We start from the raw sequence: 19,846 nt of genomic DNA on the forward strand, positions 1-19,846 counted from the left end.
TTACATGGTATGCTCGCGTTTGATTCCGAGCCTTTTAATTTTAGAGTTAAGCGTTGTCGGCGGTACGCCAAGAATATGTGCCGCCCCGCCATTTCCGGCAATTCTTCCCTTACAATGCTTAAGTACTTTCAAGATATAATCCTTCTCGTTTTCATCGATGGTTTTGAGGGTAAAATCTTCAATTTTGGCCTTCAAAACCAACTGCTCTTCTGCAGGAGGCAAAAGTACCTGTTTTAGCACCGGGCCGTTGGTGAGTAAAACACTACGTTCTATAAGGTGTTCAAGTTCGCGTATATTACCCGGCCATTCATAATCCATAAGCTCCTGCACTGCCCTGCTACTGATAGAGTTAATATTCTTCCCACAATTCTTATTAAATTGCTTAATAAAGTGAAGCGCCAGCTGCTCTATATCCTGCTTGCGCTCTCTCAAAGGTGGAAGCGATATCGGGAATATATTGAGCCTGTAGTAGAGATCGTTCCTGAAGCGTCCCTCAGCAATTTCCTTCTCTAAATCACGGTTGGTGGCGGCAATGATACGCACATCAATCTTAATGGTTTCCTTACCTCCCACTCGTTCAATCTCACGTTCCTGCAAAGCTCTGAGGAGTTTACCCTGCAAATCTATCGGCATCTCCCCGATTTCGTCCAGAAACAGTGTTCCGTTATTGGCCAGCTCAAATTTGCCCAGCCTACGCTCTGTCGCACCCGTGAAGCTGCCTTTCTCATGTCCGAACAGCTCACTTTCAATTAAATTTGCGGGTAGGGCCGCGCAGTTCACCTTAACCATGATCTTATTTTTTCGGGGTGAGTTGTTATGGATTGCCCTTGCGATAAGTTCTTTTCCAGTGCCTGTTTCCCCTAAAATAAGTACCGTACTGTCAGAGCCTGATACCTGTGAGACAAGTTTAAAAGTATCTTTCAAAGCAGTGCTTCCCCCTATTATTTCAGTATAATTATGAATGGTCTCTATTTCTTCTGTCAAATAAATTTTCTCCTCCTCCAATTGTTGTTTGTATGCCTGGATTTCCTGCAATTGCTTTTCGATCTTTTGATGAGACAGGATATTTGAAACAATGATCGCAATCTGCGCGGTTACGCTTTCAAAAAGTTTTCGTTGCCTATGGATTTCTGTAGGTCCTGCGTAGGGGAAAACGATGAACCCGATTGGTTGCTGTCCAAGTTTTATAATTGAACCGATAATACCAGAAAGGCCCTGTTCCTTAGAAAAATCCAGGAATTCCAAAAACTGTTTTTTGTTTCCCAGCTCCACTGGATCAAAAAAGACAATATCATCACTATTGAGAATTACCTCGAACTGACTACCTTCTATAGCACGGGCATCGGCCATAACCTTTGATGGAGCCCATTGCGTAAGATCTTTATCCTGGTGAAAATGAAGCAGCTCATCATAGCTCAGGCAATCCTCACTAATTGCTGATATGCTGAAATCCTGGATACCAAATAGCTCTGAAAGTTGTCCTTTGAGCACTTTGGTAAGTGAAGCAAAATCCCTAACCGGGCGGAGCTCCGCCTGAAACAGATGTAATCTTTCATCGTCATCCACCCTTTTCTGAAGCTCCTGGTTGGCAAATATGTTAGCAACTGCAATTGAAATTTGATTAGCTATTCCACTAATCAGACTGATCTTTCCACTAGTTAACTGCATTTCATTCTCAAAGAATAGCACCATACACCCATGGGGATTGAGGTCTTTGAAAAACCTCATACCGATGACCTGCTTCACCCCGCTTTCCCTACTAATTCTTAAATATGGTGTAAGTTCATGCTTTGAAGCTATTTCTGCCAGATCAAAACTTAATGGAGCAGGAGACATCAATATTTTATTGATTACACCATCATTTACCGGAAATACCATTTTCATCAGATCCTTGTATTCCGGATGTTTTCTACATATAGATTCCGGATCGAACCGCATAACATCAAAAAGTTCACCAGTTTCGCTTATCGTTCCTATAGCGAGATAACTAAAACCAAGAAAGGTCTTTAACTTCTCGGTAACGATCCTGATGAGCTGATTTGGATTCCTGATGGAGGCAATTTCAGTGCTTAGTGAAAATAGCAATTCACGCTCGATTTCCCTTTTTATAACCTCCTCATTCTGTAGTACATTAGATATTGCAGTGGAGAGATGGTAAGAGAGATTGGTGTAGAGTTCGGTTTCTTCTACTACATGATAACTATTGAAGTTGAAGAATACAGCACCGATGTCTTGTTTGTCCCTAACCAGTTTCACACCTACTTTAGTACGTACTCCGGCATTGTATTCCTTTGTAATATAATCAGGTATTTGCAAATCCTGGGTGAGCTGCTGCATATCGTAAACGATCACTCCACCATCTTTCATCAGCCGGCAGAAAACCTGATCATTCAAAGAAAAGCGTTCTCCGGAATAATCGACGTTATGACCTGGATCCGAGCCAAACATTTCAGGGGTGTAAATGAATTTGTTATAGGTTTCATTATCCCCTTTGATCATCACAACAGCTTCCTGAAACAGGAGTTTGGCTTTTAGGGTCCGGTTGAAAAGTTTATCCAGATCCTTACGCTCCCTTATAGCTGTGATATCGGCCGTTATTCTGGATAAGAACTCACGCTCCTGGTTTTTCTTGATTACAATATCTGCAGCCTTAATGTTTTCAGCCGCAACTGATAGCTGGTGGGATATTCCTTTAAGCAGTTCAAGCTGGTAGGCATTCAGTTCCTGGTTTTCCAGCAGGCAGATTACCCAGATTCCAATGATTTGAGAGCCAACACGAAGACTGAGCATCGCCATTTTTTTGATACCCACTTCATGATTTATACGCATATATTCTGGGAGGGCCTGGCGCGCTGCGAGTTCTTCAAGATCAAAAATCAATGGATCGTTGGACAATAAAACCTTGAATACCTGATCGCTGATCAGGAATTTATCACTGACCATCTTGGCATATCCAGGATGAAATCTTGCCCTTGAGTCCAAATCGCCCAAAAGTCCGGTAACCGTTAACTGACCCTCATCAATCGCTTTTACGAAATGGTGAGAGTAGTCCATCAGCAGCCTTAACTTTGGATTTATGGACTTTAGCAGGGTGAATTTATCCTTATTGAAGGCTATTTCGGTATTGATAGCCTGAAGGATGTCACGCTCGCGGTTAGTGGTTTCAATTTTCTTTATAGCGGTGATGTTAATCACTGCATTGGTCAGCAGGTTGACGATTATTGGCATAACCGGAGAAAAGTCATCGATGATGTCCCGGTGCTCGTCAAAAAGAAAAATACAGTTCCCGATGACTTCCTGTCTGCTAAAAAGGTTGAATATATGCCCTGTCCGACCGGAGATTTCTGCATGCTCTTTGATAAAGGGACCTATCTCCGTATTTTCGGTTATCTTCCTATAAGTAAAAGATGACTGCTTTTGATTTGCAGCATGGTTGTTGTTTTCTATTATACCATAAAAAGGAACTGCGGTGACATTGATGGATTGCCTGAAAGGAAAGCCAGGAAGTCTTGAATCTGTTTCAGGACAGATACTGTTCATTTGGCCATTCTCACCATCAAGGAGGAATATTGTGCAGTCTGTGTACCCGATAAAAGGTTTCAGTGAGGAATCAAGTAAATAAAAAAGCTGTTTACAGTCCCTTATCTCTCCTAAACCTTTGGCAAAACTAAGCAAAAAGTTGTTTCGGGTTTCTTCGCGCTGAATGGCGGAGTGAAAAAGAATACCATTTATTCTGTAGACCAATTCGGCAGAATAAATACCGAATGTTTCCGGTATACGGTCGATTGGCTCCCTGAAAGCGGTCAAAACGAAACAGCGCGGTCCATCGGGCAGTTCAACTGGAATTACAATTAGCGACCGATAATCCCCGCCCGAGGATTTCAGCTGCTCTGCATCCACCAATAAAGGGTCCCGAAGTTCAATAATTTTAGCCTGTAGCGTTGCCATTAGCTGTGGATCGGGAAAGACCGATTCATTTGAGGAAAAGGAAATCCTGCTACCAGTGTTCTGGGAACCAGGTTCATCCATGAGAGAAAACATCAAAAAATCCGCCCCGAACCTTGTCGAGAAATCCTCTAACAGAGATTGCAAACCTGGCTTAAGGTGTGTTTGCATCTTCAGGAATTTGTCTGAAAGATTTATCATTACTATAAGTTTTTACATTTGTTTGTTTGCTACCATGCATAATACTGTCTCTCCAAGGATGAATAGCATCACATCCAAAGCATTGGGTTTATCCGCAGGCATCGAGACTAATACGTATGGAAGCGGATTTCCAATGAACGGAAATAAAAATTATTTCCAGGATGGGCTTACCTGCATCTATTTGAAAAGACGGGATGACAGTAGAATGCTTAATAGATTATTCAAAAGTAAGGGTTGAACCGACATCATATCAGTCAAATTTCAGTTAATTTCTGCCAATGTGGTGGCAGAAATCAACCGAATAGAATCCCGCATTAATAAGCTAAATCCTACCAAACAAATTACGGTACTCAAAAGGGGTTGTTTTAAAGTTTCTAAGAAAGATTTTCCTCATATTGTCCACACCACTAAATCCGCACTGCCTGGAGATGAGCTCAAGGGATTCCCCAGAATCCTCCAACAAACGCTTAGCACATTCCAGCCTGAGCTTTTCAATATATTTGGCAGGGGGTCATACCGATTTCAGCATAAAATACCCGGGCAAAATTACGTTCGCTCATGAAGACACGTTCTGCAAGTGTTTTCACCCTCAGATCTTCCCGAAGATTATCCTTAATCCATTGCTGGAGATCATATATTGGCTTTTTAGTTGCCTCCTGGTGCAACAGAATATCGCTGAACTGGGACTGGTTGCCTGGCCGCTTTAAATAGAGCACCAGCACTTTAGCCACTCTCAAAGCCATTTCCCGACCGTTATCTTCTTCCACCAGGGCCAAAGAGAGATCTATTCCTGCGGTTGCTCCGCCAGAGGTGTAGATATTCTGATCCTTTACGAAAATTGGGTCGGTATTCACCAGGATTCCTTTATATTTATTTTTTAGATCTTCTGCATTCAGCCAATGTGTTGTCGCCCTTTTGCTTTCCAGAAGCCCCGCTTCGGCCAATACAAATGCGCCAATGCATACTGCCGAAAGGCGGCGTATACCCATATAGTTCTCCTTTAGCCAGGCCACAAGATCTGGCTGACTACTCCAATTATAGTCCATTGAAAAACCACCGATGATAAGCGTATCTATCCGACTTTCAATTTCATAAATTGTCTTTTCGCACCTGATGACAAGTCCGCTGCTGGTCACCACATTCAGGTCCTTTGTCGGCGAGACAATTGTAACCTGATAGGAAACTGCATTCGCAGTTTTGTCCATCGCCATCATACGGTTCGCATTGTGGAACACATCCGAGGGACATATGATATCCAAAGCCATAGCATTTGGCATGGCAATAACCACAACAGATCTTGTTCTCATACGAATTTCATCTTATACAATTTATCGATTTTCCGAATTTAACAAAATTCATCAAGCTATCATTCCCTCCTCAGTAAAACTGAATACATCCGGTAATGGCTTATCAATTATAGTGCTTGCCTATTCCCCATCTAGAGCTTACAAGATAATATCATGTTTAGCTGGGGTAAGTACCGGAATATCTTTCTCATCCAGCATCTCCCGAAGATCAATTTCAATGATTTCACAGAACTGCGAAATGGGCACATCATTGGCACTTCCCTCAAAAGGATTTTCCGTACTCTCCCCCACCTGTCCCAGAGCGGTATACATCCAGGATATCAATACACTGAAGGGAACAGCCAGCCAGACCATGTTACCCTTCATCAGCCCCTCAACCGACTCATTCAACTTATCAAGCTCTTTGAGCATACCAAAAGGAAGCATAAAGCAGAACAATTTGACCAGAAAGGTATTGATAATTGCATATTGTCTGGGATAAGGTGAGTCTTTAATCTCTTCACATCTCCCCTGGCAATTCACAAATTCACGGACAGCTTTCTGGATTTCTGTAAACTGGAGGAGTACGATCTCTTCACTTTGAAAGAGTTCCCTAACGGCTTTGCTCTGTAGACCAAGCAACTGTACCGCAGGATTTTTTTTTGACAGGATATATTCCAGTTCTGATGGGGGGAGGTATTTTTTTAACTCAGCCTCTATTTCCGATTCACGCTCGGGAATGGTATAGTATTTCTGGTATTCTTCGTTATGGCTTTTATTTGTCGACTCCCACTCCCGCGATTCCCTCAGCTGGAAACGCAGGATCGTTAACCAAGCAAAATGGCGGTAGATAAGTGATTTTGTTTTTTCGGGATTATTCAGAAAATCACGTACAATCAATGCCCATGAGCGGCTTGAATTGATAATATGGGTCCATACATGCTGGGCATCCGCTGTGCGTCCATAGGTTTGGGTATTTTTAAAACCAACAATGAATGCTGTCGCAGTTCCTAAGAGCGCCACAACCGTCCAGGGGATGGCTATCCATTTAATATCAAACAGCACGTAGAGAATCACCGGAATGGTCCCCAATAATAAAAGGCGGTAAATGCTCTTTCTGGTCCAGATCAAAAATTCCGATAATCGGTATGATTTTCCTATATACATTATTTCTTTTTAATTTTTACGGATAAAAAAATGCCTTTGGGTTTTAAGTCAAAGGCATTTTAGATTTTCAGATGGTTAGTTAAACACCCATTCTGATTTCAACATTGCCTCCCAATTCAAGAACCGGGCAACTCTCTGCGATTTCTACCGCTTCGTCATAATCATTAGCCTTTATGATGACAAGTCCCCCAATGGATTCCTTGACCTCAATATACGGCCCATTGGCCACAGCATCTTTTGTTACAATTCTTCCCTCTGCATCAAGACGCTGAACAGGTCTTGCCAACAAATCATTACTTGCCAGGTTTCCGAACCATTCGGCCCAGTGTTTAAGGTGTTCCTGCATCTGCTCTGGCGTAGGTTGGATCTCCTTGGTTTTGTAATCTCTTCTGAATATCAGTACGAACTCGGTCATGATTTTAATGTTAATGTTAAGTAAATAATTAATAGTTATTTTTTTACGGAATTATAGTCCCATTCTGATTTCAACGCTACCGTTAAGTTCCAGGATCGGACAAGTTTTTGCAAGTGCTACTGCCTCATCGTAATCCTGGGCCTGGATAAAAACCAGTCCACCGATTGAGTCTGTAGCCTCGGTATACGGACCAGTTTGCACACTGTTATACTGTCCGGAAATTCTTCCCTGCTGATCGATTCTCTGAACCGGACGGGTTAGCCTGTCTTCATCTTTGAGTTTGCCGAACCAGTTCTGCCAATGCCCAAGGTGCTCCTGCATCTGCTCTGGTGAGGGTTGTGCGGATGGAGTTTTGTAATCTCTTCTGAATATTAATACGAATTCACTCATTGTTTTAAGTTTTAAATTAATAGGTTATCAAATTTGTTATATGTGGATGTTTTAGGTTTAAACGTCACAGATCATTTATACGGCCTGCCCTAATCTGCAAGGCCGCTTCCAGACAAAGCCGAAAGTCGTAGTTTAGTAGAGCCGCTGCTGATGCCATTGACTGGAAAATCAGGCTCGGATGAGGTACTTAAATCCTGTTCAGTCCTCCCATCCTGATTTCAACGTTTCCACCAAGCTCAAAGATTGGGCAAGCACGGGCAATCTCTACTGCCTCAGCATAGTCATCTGCTTTGATAATCAATAGGCCACCAACCGACTCTTTTAATTCTACATAGGGGCCCGGACTGACTATCCTATCTTTTGTAATTATTCTACCCTGCCCATCCCACCGCTGAAGCTGTCTGGCCAGTTTATCAGATGAGGCGAGCTCAGAAAACCAGCTCTGCCACCTGGCAAGATGATCCTCAAGTTGCTCAAGTGGAGGTTGACGGCTTGAAGTCTGGTAATCACGTCGGAAGATTAATAAGAATTCATTCATAATTGACTTGTTTTTTTGTTCCTACTCTAATACATGATTATAAATAGTTTCTGGTCTTTCAGTCGTTGATCTCCCCAATGGACAGGGGCTGTTCATGCATTCTCATTCCATCGTTCAGAAATTCACCGCCACCGCTTAAATCATGCTCATGGATACCCATATGTGATGGACTGGCAAAATCATCATTTGTGTTTTCCTCATTGTCGTTGATTGAATTTGGATTTTTCATTTTTTGTAAATTTTAAGTTTAACATTAGACTTATGCAGCTATTGGTCAGTAGGTTGAAATACAGCTAACTTCCCAGCATATTTCAGGATAGGCAAGCCGTGTGCCATCACCATAAACAACTGCTAATCAGAAAATTAAAATTAAGCCAGGTTCATTCAGGTGGCTATATTTCGCTACTGCGCGTTTTCGCTCTTGAAATACGGCGTAAAAAATACCAGATTTCGCTACCAGCGTACCAGCGGCAAAGCAAATGAGTGTTTAAAGTTTGGCCCATATTTTTCTCCCGCCACAACTTTTCATGTTAGCGATAAACACGGATATTGAACCCCTTTTTTTCTGCTGATTTCATCATGCCGGGGTTTATAAACTGGTAGCCCCCTGAAAAAAGTCCGTTGAATTTCGCGTTAAGCAACTTACTTACGCGAGATATCGTTTCTGTAAAAATAAACAAAACACTGTATATCAGACATTTAAAAACAAGGCATGATTTAGGAAGAGATAAGTAAACGAAAATAAAATGAGTTACATCCTAAAAAATGCGACCTTAAATGATGTTGAAGATATATACAACATCATGGAGCATACCTGGAATGCAGGTACTTTAAAAACTGATGCAGGACTCGAAGAGCAACACCGGCTTTTTCGCCTGTTACATTCTCAGACTAAAATTCGTCTGGAAATCATGAACAACCATTTAAAATACCTGCTGATCAAGCAGGAAAACATTACCATCGCTTTTGCTTCCTATGCTTCAACCGGGATCCACACCAGGGGGCTCAAAGTACACAGGATGTTTACTGAACCCGGGGAACGGGTTAGCTATTACCAGAAACTATTGCTGGATCACATCGAAAAGATAGCTTTAGCGCATGGAATTACACATCTGTTACTGGGAAAGGGAATGCTGGGAGATTTCAGCATGTTAGGTTTTGAAAAACAGGTGTCCACAGCACCCGGTATAACGAATGATGAGCTTATTAAGTTGCTTTAAGAATTATGGGGCTGAAAATAAGGTTTCCATTTCTTATCTATTCGCTAAATAAAACGAGTATCATACAAGAATGCGAAATGTCGCGAATTCAAACGCCATAAAAAAACACATAAAACAATATAAATCAGCAAATTATACACATGGCATAAATTTTACATAAAGAATATCAATAGATAGTAGTAAATGATTGAAGAAATCCCGCCGGTAGATTGAGTTAGCTTAAAAATGACTGCTGGCAATCCAAGAATTAAATATCACAAGCGATGATAAATAAGTTTTTTAAACCAACATCAAAATTCAACGGTAGCATTGCCAACCGGGTTATGGAGTTACATAGTAAAGGTTATGATGCAGATTTTTTTGAAAGGGGTGACCATGAACTCATATCGGGTCAGAGCAATCTGCCAGTGGTGCACGGGGAGGCAGAGGTGAAGTTAGTCGATCAGTGCCTCCACCACCCTAGTAAAGCCTACATGTACCTGCATACCGTTGAAACTTCCACAGGAGAAAGGGGTCTTCTACTCTCATCTAAAATCCATACAGCTTTCTAACAATAAAAGCGGACATGTTATCATGTTCATAAACCAACAAAAATATGCATCATCTTTTTTACAATACCGATTGGGAAGACAAACCGCTAGCCCTTGTCGCCCATAGTGAGAGTCTACCACATCCACGAGGCTATTGGAGCATGGCCTCTTCATACGATGGACTTTTAATATGCCCTAATTTAAAAAAAATCCTTCTGCTTCCTTTCAAATCAACCTTGCGTCTTCGGAGTATTTTTAAATATCTTGACAATACTAACCTGGCTGCTTTTAAAAAGTGGCTTAGGAAACTGTGGAATCAACCCCAGGTTAATGAACCCCTGAAAATCAGGATCATGCTAGGAATGGGTGTTTGGAAATGGTTGAAGTTAACCATTGGCGTACAGGGTGGAGTGGGCAAAACCTTCCATGGCAGTTCAGGTATTGTAGAAGATATTACCAATGAGGTCAACAACGAAAAGTCGATAATAGAGGTGCTGAACCACGAGATCAGAAACCCCTTAGCTGTCATTAAGCTTAATGCCCAGCTATTTGCAAAAGCGGCTATTTCAAACAAAAGTTACACGCCCGCTACATTGGCAAGTGTGATAGTAAAAAATGTTGAAGCCATTACCATGCTGCTTGAGCGATATCTTGATAATGGAAAAGCGAAGAAAACTTATGGCTTCTCCTATTTCGACATAGGAGAACTCATCGCCTCCACCCTTGAAGATTTCCGGATGCTCCATAATGGATTCGAATTCCTATGGCCATCCTCCCAAAGGCACATCGTTTATGGAGATAAATCCCAAATTGGACAGGTATTAATCAATTACTTGAACAATGCCATAAAATTCTCACCCAAAGATTCCAGGATTACGGTATTGACCAATTTTACAATCTCGGGAATCGAAGTAGGAATATCAGATGAGGGCATAGGTATAAACAGTGGGGAAGAGAAGAAAATATTTGAGCGGTTCTACCAGTCAGACCCAGGATCCGGGGATCGCTCGAGCATGGGCCTGGGCTTATACCTTGTCAGGGAGGTTATCCATGCCCATCGTGGCCGGGTATGGGTCCAGCGCTCAAGAAGTGGTGGCTCGATATTTTTCTTTAGTTTACCTGAAGCGACACAAGAACATATTTAAAAATGAATAACATCAGTGTACATAACAGCGCCAGTACAACAGTATCTACAGCAAAAATTCAGTCAGATTTTCTTGATGAGGTGATCAGGGGCTTATCAGCCTCACCAAAATTTCTATCCTCGAAATATTTTTACGATGAGCTTGGCGATAACCTCTTCCAATATATCATGAACTGTGAGGAATACTACCCTTATCGGTGTGAACTGGAAATATTTCAACAACATGCCCCTGAGATTGTAGCACAAATTACCAAAAGTAGTGCTGCTATTGACCTGATCGAGCTTGGGCCCGGTGACTGCTCAAAGTCCATCTACCTGCTCAAACAACTTACCCAGGATCAGGTAAAATTCACCTATCTGCCAATAGATATATCGACAAACGTCATCACTTTTATCGAGAAAAACCTCCCACAGGCTATCCCTGGAATAAATGTTCAAGGTCTAAACGGAGATTATTTTGACATGCTTGAAAAGTTATCAGCGCATTCCGGCAATAAAAAGGTTATCCTTTTTATGGGCTCAAATTTAGGGAATATGTCCCCGGTAGATGCCATTGATTTCTGCCGTAGGCTTAGGAGGATCTTGGCACCCGGAGATCAGCTTATCCTTGGAATGGATCTAAAAAAAGAACCTAAAGAAATTCTTGCTGCCTATAATGATAAGGGAGGATTGACAAAAGCTTTCAACCTGAATTTATTAAAACGGATCAACAGGGAACTTGGCGCAGATTTTCAGATCGGTTCTTTCACACATTTTCCAAGTTACGATCCCATAACTGGAGCCTGCAGAAGTTATTTGATCAGCATGGATGACCAAATTGTAAATATAGAAGGCCTGGAAATTGGTTTTAAAAAGCATGAAGCAATTTATATGGAAATCTCCCAGAAATATAATGCCGGTGAAATTGATGAACTGGCTGAAATATCGGGCTTTATCCCAGAAAGGAAATTCCATGACAGCAGAAGTTGGTTTACCGATGCCATCTGGGTGGCGGTATAAATTTTAACAGTACTATACGCTATCGATATGATATCCAGAACCATTTTCGCCCTATTGTTACTTTCAGCCTTTTGGATTTTTGGCCTGAAATTACGTCAGTTGATCAGAAATATCCAGCTGGGAAAAAAACTAAACAGATTCGATCAGCCGTGGAAAAGGCTGGCCTTGATGAGCAGAGTTGCCCTGGGCCAATCCAAAATGGCCATCCATCCAATCCCGGCGGCATTACACCTTATCGTTTACCTGGGCTTTATAATCGTCAACATTGAGGTTTTAGAAATTATAGTGGATGGACTGATGGGCACGCACAGGATATTTGGCTTTCTGGGCCTCCCCTACAATATACTCATTGCGGGTTTCGAAGTTTTCGCCATAGCGGTTCTGTTATGCTGCCTGATTTTTCTGGTGCGTAGGAGTATGCTCAAAATCAGGCGTTTTTCGGGTGTTGAAATGAAACTCTGGCCAAAAACGGATGCCAAAATGATCCTCATTGCCGAGATTTCATTAATGAACGCTTTTTTGATCATGAATGCCGCGGACTACAAGCTACAACTATTGGGCTCGGCCGGCTACAGACCTGAAGGATTTTTCCTGATTAGCCAGTTCATCTCTGACATGCTTCCTTGTGCAGAGCATGTACTGATATTAATTGAGCGGGGATGTTGGTGGTTTCATATTATCGGCATCCTTATATTTTTAAACTACCTGCCCTACTCCAAACACATGCATATTTTTTTCGCTTTCCCCAATACCTACTTCTCCAAATTGGAACCAATGGGTGATATGGGAAATATGGCCTCAGTTACCAATGAGGTTAAATCAATGCTTATACCCACTTATATGCCCGTAGAAATGCCCGAATCTAAATTTGGGGCAAAAGATGTAACGGATTTGAGCTGGGTACAGCTCCTCAACGCTTATACCTGTACTGAATGCGGACGCTGTACCAGCGTATGTCCGGCGAATATAACAGGCAAACTGCTTTCACCCAGAAAAGTAATGATGGATACCAGAGACCGTCTGGATGAACTCGGATCATCGCTGCAAAGGGGGGAAAAGAATGCAGAATCGTCAAGGCCTTTATTAGATGGTTACATCTCCAGAGAAGAAATCTGGGCCTGTACGAGCTGTAATGCCTGTGTTCAGGAATGTCCTGTAAATATTGACCCATTATCTATTATCGTTGAATTGCGCAGGTACGCTGTGATGGAAGAATCCAGTGCTCCCCCGGCATTGAATACGATTATGACCAACATCGAGAACAATCAGGCGCCATGGAAATATGCACAGTCTGACCGGTTGAACTGGATGGATGAAGAAAATTAATAATCCAGGGCTGGAGACATTTAACTGGTCCCGCTCTGGATCACCATGCCATCAGACTGCCTGACGGACTTCAACGGTGCCGCCAAGATCAAGGATCGGACAGCCCTCAGCGATTTTTAGCGCCTGCTGATAGTCCTCAGCTCTGATCAGGATTAGTCCCCCAATAGACTCCTTAATTTCAGCGAAGGGCCCATTGGTTACTTTTCTGTCCTTGTCAATTACCCTACCCTCAAGATCCCATCGCTGCAGAGGCCTAACGAGCCTATCCTGGGCAGCAATGCTACCGAACCAGTCCTGCCATTTTTTGATTGAGGCCTGAAGCTCATCTGGCGAGGGTTGATCCGCGGGGCTCATGAAAGCCCGGCGGAAGATTAATAAAAATTCGTCCATGTTATTTTTTTGTATTTTACTATCCAAACATTCCCACCTTGTAGGTTCCAGGAGTATTTGGAAAAGCAATGTTCAATCTATTCCAGGTATTGATAGTGGTCACCGCCATTGTCAAGGCTATAAGTTCTTCTTCTGAAAACTCGCCCAATGCCTGCTGATAAACTTCGTCAGGAACATGGCAGGCAGTCACTGCCTCTGCCCATGCTAAGGCGGCAGTTTCCTTTGTGGTATAATATGGTGCCTCCTTCCAGGCACTCAAACCATACAGGCGTTGCTCGTCTTCACCTGCCGCCCTAAGTTCCTTTGAGTGCATATCCAGGCAATAAGCACAGCCATTGATTTGTGAAACCCTGAAAAACACCAGTTCAAGTAGGTTATGCCCTAATGATGATTTGTTTAGAAACCCACCGATTTCAAATAAAGGTTTGATAGCATTTGATCCTTTTGCGAAAACATTTAATCTTTTTTCCATTGTAATTTAATTAATTTTTGTGATATATAAACTGATGACAATCGTGCATTCCGTTTCTGGACATTTTTTTATTTTTTTTTACTTTTTTTTATCCGCCCATGCGAAAAAGAATGCACGCTGTTCTCGTTTTCCTACTGATTGCGCTGGGCTGCCGATACAGGATAGGCCTTTTGTCGGTCCAGAAGCATCTGGTCGGCGATCTCAATCCCCGATGGAAGATTCCCTGGATTGAAGATCAGCCTGCGGTCCTGCTCATCGGTATTCTCTGTAATCCTCGAAATCGTTAAGATGCCGAGCAAAACGAGCTTTCTACTCTCCGGCCAGGCGATGGCCGGATTTTCTATCTGGTCTCCATCCTGAGATATCTGGGCGAACATCTTGTATTTGACCGGGCCTTTCACGAGTCTATTACGGATTTCTTTGCCCAAATAATCCGGTTCTGCTGACTGCCGTTGATTGTCGGTAAGAAATTCTTCTCCATCGACAGGTAAAAACTGGTATCGGATAAAAACAGATTTGTTCTGCCGGTTTGTAAACTTGAATGCATTGACCCCAAAATAGTCCAGAGTGGCATAGCTCACGCTTAAGGGCTTCTGACTCTGTAAAAATGTTTTTGCTATAGGATGGCTAGAGAGAAACTGATCCAGGGGCTTTGGCTGCGGTGATTGGGGACCACTTTTAGATATGGCAAGTAGAAATTCCCTAAATTCATCGGTAGTAGCAACCGGAAAGCCATTAAAGCTATGTGATACGATGTCTGTGCTGCCTCCCCCTGGTAATTTAAATTTCAAAGCAAGTCCCCTGGGGCTACTCGCGCCAACGGTATCAGGTATATCGGGGATCCCTGTGAAATCCGAAAAGCGGAAGATTACGGGGATAACCTTGCCACTGAAATGTGGTGCGGAAGAGAGTTCCGCTGCCTGGGGAACTGCCTTAAAAGTACCTTCCATAATTATCCCCTTTGCATGTACTGCCCGGGCATGGGGATGTTTCCCGAAAGCAGCATTCAGCGCGCCCACCATTTCTCCAGGTGTGGATTTTGTCATCGGGGTTTGGGCGAATGCATGGCTAGCGATAAATATAAGCGCTAGCAGTAAAATAGCTAAGGTTAACAGAACCTTCCTTTTTTCGCCTTTTAGTGCATGCACCTTTTGCGAATGATTTTTTTGAGTTTTCATTTATATCGGATTTAAATATTTAGTTCAGAAGAACAAAAAAGCACCCAAAAACACAAAGACCTAACGAACAAGCATTTACAAGTTAAATTATCGGTTTCTAAGTAGTGATATATAGTATTTAACTTTTCAATCATTGACATTTCGAGACTTGTTATCATCAGAAAAGAGCTCAGCTGTTCCAAAGCGTAAAAATTCTCTATGTATTGGTGTCCAAAAACATCCTCATCAAGCAAAAAAATCGGCAAAGAGCGCAACAAACCGATCAAATAAACTCGTTGTATTTCGCGAGCAGATTGGCATCAGGCGTTATTTCGTCACCCTCAAATAAACACAAAACACTGTTTATTAATAAGTTAACATATCGGCACAATTAAAGATAATAGATTGCACTGATTGGAATCAGCCTTGGCTACGCAGCCCGGAACGTACACCAGTCCCAACTCAAAAAAGATAATTCAGAATGAAAAGAATCGTAAAAATTTTGTCCGCTCAATATGTAACCCATAATGTCAGGCAATTTAGGCTCGAGCGGCCAGAAGGCTTTATTTTTAAACCCGGCCAGGCCACCGAACTCTCCGTTAACAAACCCGGATGGTCTGGCAGACATAATCCTTTTACTTTCACCTGCCTGAGTGATTCACCTTATCTGGAATTCACCATTAAGATTTATCCAGAAAGACATGGTATTACCGAGCAGCTTAGTATGCTGGATGCCGGAGATGAGGTGATTTTACGCGATCCCTGGGGATGTATCGAGTACAAAGGACCAGGTTATTTTATCGCGGGTGGTGCAGGTATCACTCCATTTCTTGCCATTCTCAGACAGTTACAGCGAGAGGGGCTGGCCAATCAGAACAAGCTGTTCTACACCAATAAAACGGACGATGATATTATTCTGGCTGGTGAGTTAAAGCAAATATTGGGTGATAATGCCCATTTCACCATTACCCGTCAAAAAGAGAGCATCCATGATCAGCGGAGAATCGATGCAAACTTCTTAAAAACCGAAATTAAGGATTTCAGTAAACATTTTTACGTGTGTGGTCCTGACCCAATGATTGCATCGGTAAATGAAATTCTTGCATCATTAGGTGCAAAGGCGGAGCTCCTTGTATTCGAAAAATAGTTTTAAGCTAAACCTAACAGATCTCAATACATGTCACATAAACAAATTAAAAATAAAAAGGAATTAAAGGTAAAGAAAAAGGAAATCGCAAATTTCTTTGAATCCAACCTGAAGAACCATTGGCACTTGAGCGATCATGCTGACAGGCAGGCAACTGTTATGGCAATGGTGAGTACCACGCTGTTTACCCTATCCCTGTTTATCGCTTTTTCCAGACCCGAATCGATCCGGATGCTCCCTCTGGCCGTATTCACCTGCTGTAATATTGCCGTGCTTATCATCTCTTTCATCTCCCTGAGGGCAGAAATCGGTAAGCCGAAAATGATTATACAGGGCTCCCAGGAAGAAGAAAAAATCAATCTTTTGTACGCTGGTCATTTCCATAGGCTTTCTTTTGCCGACTATGAACAATCCTTGCTTGAACGCTTTGTAACCCAAGCGATCCTTAGCGGCGATGCGCTACAAATGGATTATCTCAGGGGGGTGGAGTTGGGCAGAAAATATTTTGCGTTGAAATGTGCCTCCATAGTTCTTCTGATTGCCCTTTCAACATATATACCCTACATATTATACATGCTCTTATTAAACAACTAAAAATAGAAAGAATGAAAAAAGTCATCACACAGATTGCCCAAACCGATGAAAAGATCGCTCCGTTAATTCTGAGAATTACGCTGGCCGTTGTTTTGTGGCCCCATGGCGCTCAGCTATTGCTGGGCTGGTTTGGCGGTGCCGGATATGCTTCCACTATCGATTATTTTAAAGGTGGCGGACTCCCTTACATTATTGCCTTCTTAGTCATTATGATTCAATTTTTTGGTTCATTGATGGTTTTTGTCGGGTTATATACCCGCATCGTTGCGATAGCGATACTGATCATGTTCATCGGAATGATCATCACCGCCCATTGGCCTATCGGTTTTTTCATGAACTGGACGGGAACGCTCAAAGGTGAAGGTTTTGAATATCACTTACTGGTCATTGGCATCTGCTTATCAATCATTCTTTCCGGATCGGGCAGATTAAGCCTAGACGGATTATTCTATAAAATTTCAAACCACTAAATATTCATAAAATGAAAAACTTAAATATTTCAGATACCGTAGAAGCATCCTCATCGGGAAACATTTCATTTTCTGCAGAGAAGGTCAGAGCCCAGCTTTTTGGAGGCCTGATGGACCCAGTGATAGGCTTTGACCATTTCAAACTCACAAAAGATGTTTTTGGAGCGCATCCCCACGCGGGGATGTCGGCGCTGAGCTACCTATTTGAAGATTCGGTTCCTTATCACAACCTGGATTCGATAGGAACAGATGTAATGATTACCCCTGGTAGTCTGATGTGGACATGGGCAGGCCGCGGCGTTGTACATACCGAATTTCCTGTCCCTGAAGGAAGCGAAGTCCACGGGCTGCAGCTCTTCATTAATATGCCCGCCAAACAAAAGCAAACAGCGCCGAAGGGAACTTTCATCAATTCACCGGACATTCCCGAAATCATTTCTGCAGGCTTTCGTGTGAGAGTTGTCACAGGCCGTAGCGGAGCGGTAATCAATCAGGCGGTTATCCCTCAGGACATTACTTTTCTCCATATTTTTTTAACTGGCGAAGAAAGCTTTTCCCATGAGTTGCCATCTGGCTGGAATGGAACAGTTTACGTGGTAAACGGAAAAACCGAGCTTGCTGTGGGTGAAGAGAAAAGACTCCTGGAGCAGTCTTCAGTAATATGTTTCTCTTCCCTTGAAAACCAAAAAGTTACTTTTTCCCCAAATGGCGGATGCCAATTGATCTTCATTTCAGGAGCGCCCCTCAAAGAAGAGATTTTTGCTCACGGAAGTCTCACAATGGGTTCAAACGATGAACTGGCAAAGGCTATGAGTGACTTCAATGAAGGCCGGATGGGATTCATCAGAATGGAAGACGGGAATAGAAAAGTGGTTCTTCCGGTATTGAAATAAATTATTTTACAGGAGGTCATTATGCTACCGTTTCAGACACTGATTGCTACTAGTAAGGAAAGTCCCTTACCCATATTCAGGCAGATTACCGATAGACTGGTCGAACTTGTCCGTGCCGGTATGTTGAAGCCTGGCGTGTTCCTACCCGGAACACGCCAGATGGGTGAACTGCTACTGGTCAACCGCAAGACGGTGATTAAGGTTTATGAGGAATTGCTTGCACAGAACTGGTTGGAATCTGAGCCAAGAAAAGGCTATCGGGTGACCGCTAATCTACCTGAAACACGGCCCCGGAGCTTTCAGCCTGGTCCATCCTATTTCCAAAAAAACTATAAATATCAACAAAACGTAATGCCCCATCTCGATGGTGAACAGCGGCTTAAGTTTTCCGACATACTCATTGATGACGGTTATCCTGATCCAAGACTTTCACCCTACCGGGAAATGAACCGCGTATATAGCGAGCAGACAACTGTCACCGCACAGAAACAGCTGCTGCCCTACCGGCCACAAGGAGGCTTGCGAACACTTAAATCAGCGGCAAGTGAGCTGCTGAATGATTCAAGGGGGCTCAACATATCTTCAGATGAAATCGTGATTACAAGAGGTGGCCAAATGCCTTTGTACATCACCGCAAGCGTGCTAATAAAGCCCGGCGATAAAATTGCGGTAGCAAAGATCAACGATCCAATGGCCAGCCAGATCCTGGAACATGCCGGAGGAGAGTTGATTAGAATCCGGCATTGTGAAGACGGCATAGATTTGGATGATCTCGAAAAAACACTCCAGATCCATCGCATTACGCTCCTGCACATCCAGCCCCACAACCAGTACCCTACCGGAGCGGTGATGAGCGCTGAAAAGAGAAGAAAACTGTTGGCGCTGATTCGGACCTATAATTTTTGGGTAATAGAAGAAGATCTGGGTTACGATTTTGATTTTGAAAGTAAGCCCATTTTACCCCTGGCAAGCGCAGACCATGGAGGAAAGCTTATCTATATCGGTAACTTTGACCGCACGATTTCCCGTTCAATAAAACTGGGATTTTTAATTGCCTGTCCTGAAATACTGGCCAGGGCATCATACCTTCAAGGGCTTATGGATCACCACGGGGAGGTTGAAATGGAAACCATGCTTTGCAAAATGATCATCAGTGGTGATTTCGACAGGCACCTGATCAAGAGTAAGAAATTATACAACCAGAGATGCAATATACTCTGTGAACAACTCATGGCTAAACTCGGGAATGTGCTGAGCTTCAGCAGGCCTAAAGCAGGTTTGGGATTATGGCTTAAATTCAGAGAAAACTTTCCGTTGGACAAATTCCTAAAAGCGACCTCAAGACAGGGACTTTTTTGGGAATACGGGCATCATGTAGATAACAGTCTAAGGTTCGGTTTTGCATCCTTGAGTGAAAAAGATATCAAACGAGCGGTAGAGATTATGCACAACTGCACCCTCAACCTCTCTGAATCCAAGATATGCCGGCACAGTGATTTTCCACAAATCAAGGCAATGACAGCTTAATTCAATAATCATAGCTGACCGGGCGCTATACGGAT

General features: G+C 42.8%; 20 protein-coding genes. 9 read left to right on the forward strand and 11 right to left on the reverse strand.

Annotation, left to right across the window (positions count from 1 at the left end):
• The 8 genes from DRW42_RS29080 to DRW42_RS28785 form a co-directional block, all read right to left on the reverse strand.
• On the reverse strand, window positions 1-4,146 hold the full coding sequence (locus DRW42_RS29080; protein ID WP_208643558.1) for a sigma-54-dependent Fis family transcriptional regulator: 4,146 nt from the start codon (window positions 4,144-4,146) through the stop codon (window positions 1-3).
• A 322-nt stretch (window positions 4,147-4,468) separates the two neighbouring features.
• Complete coding sequence (locus DRW42_RS29495; protein WP_425273472.1) at window positions 4,469-4,609, reverse strand: hypothetical protein; 141 nt, start codon at window positions 4,607-4,609, stop codon at window positions 4,469-4,471.
• Window positions 4,610-4,637: 28 nt separating this feature from the next.
• On the reverse strand, window positions 4,638-5,453 hold the full coding sequence (locus tag DRW42_RS13375) for a GlxA family transcriptional regulator (protein WP_113949323.1): 816 nt from the start codon (window positions 5,451-5,453) through the stop codon (window positions 4,638-4,640).
• 138 nt (window positions 5,454-5,591) lie between these two features.
• Window positions 5,592-6,599, reverse strand: coding sequence for a bestrophin family protein (locus DRW42_RS13380; RefSeq protein WP_113949324.1), 1,008 nt, complete (start codon window positions 6,597-6,599; stop codon window positions 5,592-5,594).
• A 79-nt stretch (window positions 6,600-6,678) separates the two neighbouring features.
• Window positions 6,679-7,014, reverse strand: coding sequence for a YciI family protein (locus tag DRW42_RS13385; protein ID WP_113949325.1), 336 nt, complete (start codon window positions 7,012-7,014; stop codon window positions 6,679-6,681).
• A 51-nt stretch (window positions 7,015-7,065) separates the two neighbouring features.
• A complete protein-coding gene (locus DRW42_RS13390) occupies window positions 7,066-7,404 on the reverse strand; it encodes a YciI family protein (RefSeq protein ID WP_113949326.1) in 339 nt (112 codons plus the stop codon).
• 187 nt (window positions 7,405-7,591) lie between these two features.
• On the reverse strand, window positions 7,592-7,942 hold the full coding sequence (locus DRW42_RS13395) for a YciI family protein (protein WP_113949327.1): 351 nt from the start codon (window positions 7,940-7,942) through the stop codon (window positions 7,592-7,594).
• A gap of 58 nt (window positions 7,943-8,000) precedes the next feature.
• A complete protein-coding gene (locus tag DRW42_RS28785) occupies window positions 8,001-8,171 on the reverse strand; it encodes a hypothetical protein (protein WP_158544344.1) in 171 nt (56 codons plus the stop codon).
• A 517-nt stretch (window positions 8,172-8,688) separates the two neighbouring features.
• Between DRW42_RS28785 and DRW42_RS13400 the strand changes: the two genes are divergently transcribed.
• The 4 genes from DRW42_RS13400 to DRW42_RS13420 all read left to right on the forward strand — a co-directional run bounded on the left by DRW42_RS13400 (window position 8,689) and on the right by DRW42_RS13420 (window position 13,161).
• The gene (locus DRW42_RS13400; protein WP_113949328.1) at window positions 8,689-9,162 is read left to right on the forward strand and encodes a GNAT family N-acetyltransferase; all 474 of its coding nucleotides are present in this window, start codon (window positions 8,689-8,691) and stop codon (window positions 9,160-9,162) included.
• A gap of 595 nt (window positions 9,163-9,757) precedes the next feature.
• A complete protein-coding gene (locus DRW42_RS13410) occupies window positions 9,758-10,837 on the forward strand; it encodes a sensor histidine kinase (RefSeq protein ID WP_113949330.1) in 1,080 nt (359 codons plus the stop codon).
• Window positions 10,838-10,839: 2 nt separating this feature from the next.
• Window positions 10,840-11,835 carry an L-histidine N(alpha)-methyltransferase gene (locus tag DRW42_RS13415; protein ID WP_113949331.1) on the forward strand — a complete coding sequence of 332 codons (996 nt, stop codon included), beginning with the start codon at window positions 10,840-10,842 and terminating at the stop codon, window positions 11,833-11,835.
• A 27-nt stretch (window positions 11,836-11,862) separates the two neighbouring features.
• Window positions 11,863-13,161 carry a 4Fe-4S dicluster domain-containing protein gene (locus DRW42_RS13420; RefSeq protein WP_113949332.1) on the forward strand — a complete coding sequence of 433 codons (1,299 nt, stop codon included), beginning with the start codon at window positions 11,863-11,865 and terminating at the stop codon, window positions 13,159-13,161.
• A 51-nt stretch (window positions 13,162-13,212) separates the two neighbouring features.
• Here DRW42_RS13420 and DRW42_RS13425 read toward each other — a convergent pair whose 3' ends face one another.
• The 3 genes from DRW42_RS13425 to DRW42_RS13435 form a co-directional block, all read right to left on the reverse strand.
• A complete protein-coding gene (locus DRW42_RS13425; RefSeq protein WP_113949408.1) occupies window positions 13,213-13,551 on the reverse strand; it encodes a YciI family protein in 339 nt (112 codons plus the stop codon).
• Window positions 13,552-13,570: 19 nt separating this feature from the next.
• Window positions 13,571-14,023: a carboxymuconolactone decarboxylase family protein gene (locus tag DRW42_RS13430; RefSeq protein ID WP_113949333.1), complete on the reverse strand. Its 453-nt coding sequence runs from the start codon at window positions 14,021-14,023 to the stop codon at window positions 13,571-13,573.
• Window positions 14,024-14,154: 131 nt separating this feature from the next.
• Window positions 14,155-15,201, reverse strand: coding sequence for a catalase family peroxidase (locus DRW42_RS13435; RefSeq protein WP_208643559.1), 1,047 nt, complete (start codon window positions 15,199-15,201; stop codon window positions 14,155-14,157).
• A 460-nt stretch (window positions 15,202-15,661) separates the two neighbouring features.
• Here DRW42_RS13435 and DRW42_RS13440 point away from each other — a divergent pair, with 460 nt between their 5' ends.
• From DRW42_RS13440 to DRW42_RS13460, 5 genes are read left to right on the forward strand one after another with little or no spacing between them, the layout of a single operon-like run.
• The gene (locus DRW42_RS13440) at window positions 15,662-16,327 is read left to right on the forward strand and encodes a ferredoxin reductase domain-containing protein (protein WP_113949334.1); all 666 of its coding nucleotides are present in this window, start codon (window positions 15,662-15,664) and stop codon (window positions 16,325-16,327) included.
• Between the two features lie 30 nt (window positions 16,328-16,357).
• The gene (locus DRW42_RS13445; RefSeq protein ID WP_113949335.1) at window positions 16,358-16,921 is read left to right on the forward strand and encodes a Pycsar system effector family protein; all 564 of its coding nucleotides are present in this window, start codon (window positions 16,358-16,360) and stop codon (window positions 16,919-16,921) included.
• Between the two features lie 11 nt (window positions 16,922-16,932).
• Window positions 16,933-17,391, forward strand: a complete 459-nt coding sequence (locus DRW42_RS13450; protein ID WP_113949336.1) for a DoxX family protein — start codon at window positions 16,933-16,935, stop codon at window positions 17,389-17,391.
• 11 nt (window positions 17,392-17,402) lie between these two features.
• On the forward strand, window positions 17,403-18,284 hold the full coding sequence (locus DRW42_RS13455) for a pirin family protein (RefSeq protein WP_113949337.1): 882 nt from the start codon (window positions 17,403-17,405) through the stop codon (window positions 18,282-18,284).
• A gap of 21 nt (window positions 18,285-18,305) precedes the next feature.
• Window positions 18,306-19,811, forward strand: a complete 1,506-nt coding sequence (locus tag DRW42_RS13460; protein WP_113949338.1) for an aminotransferase-like domain-containing protein — start codon at window positions 18,306-18,308, stop codon at window positions 19,809-19,811.
• The last annotated feature ends 35 nt before the right edge of the window (window positions 19,812-19,846 follow it).

The organism is Pedobacter miscanthi (assembly GCF_003315595.1).
GTDB classification, from domain to species: Bacteria; Bacteroidota; Bacteroidia; order Sphingobacteriales; family Sphingobacteriaceae; genus Pedobacter; species Pedobacter miscanthi.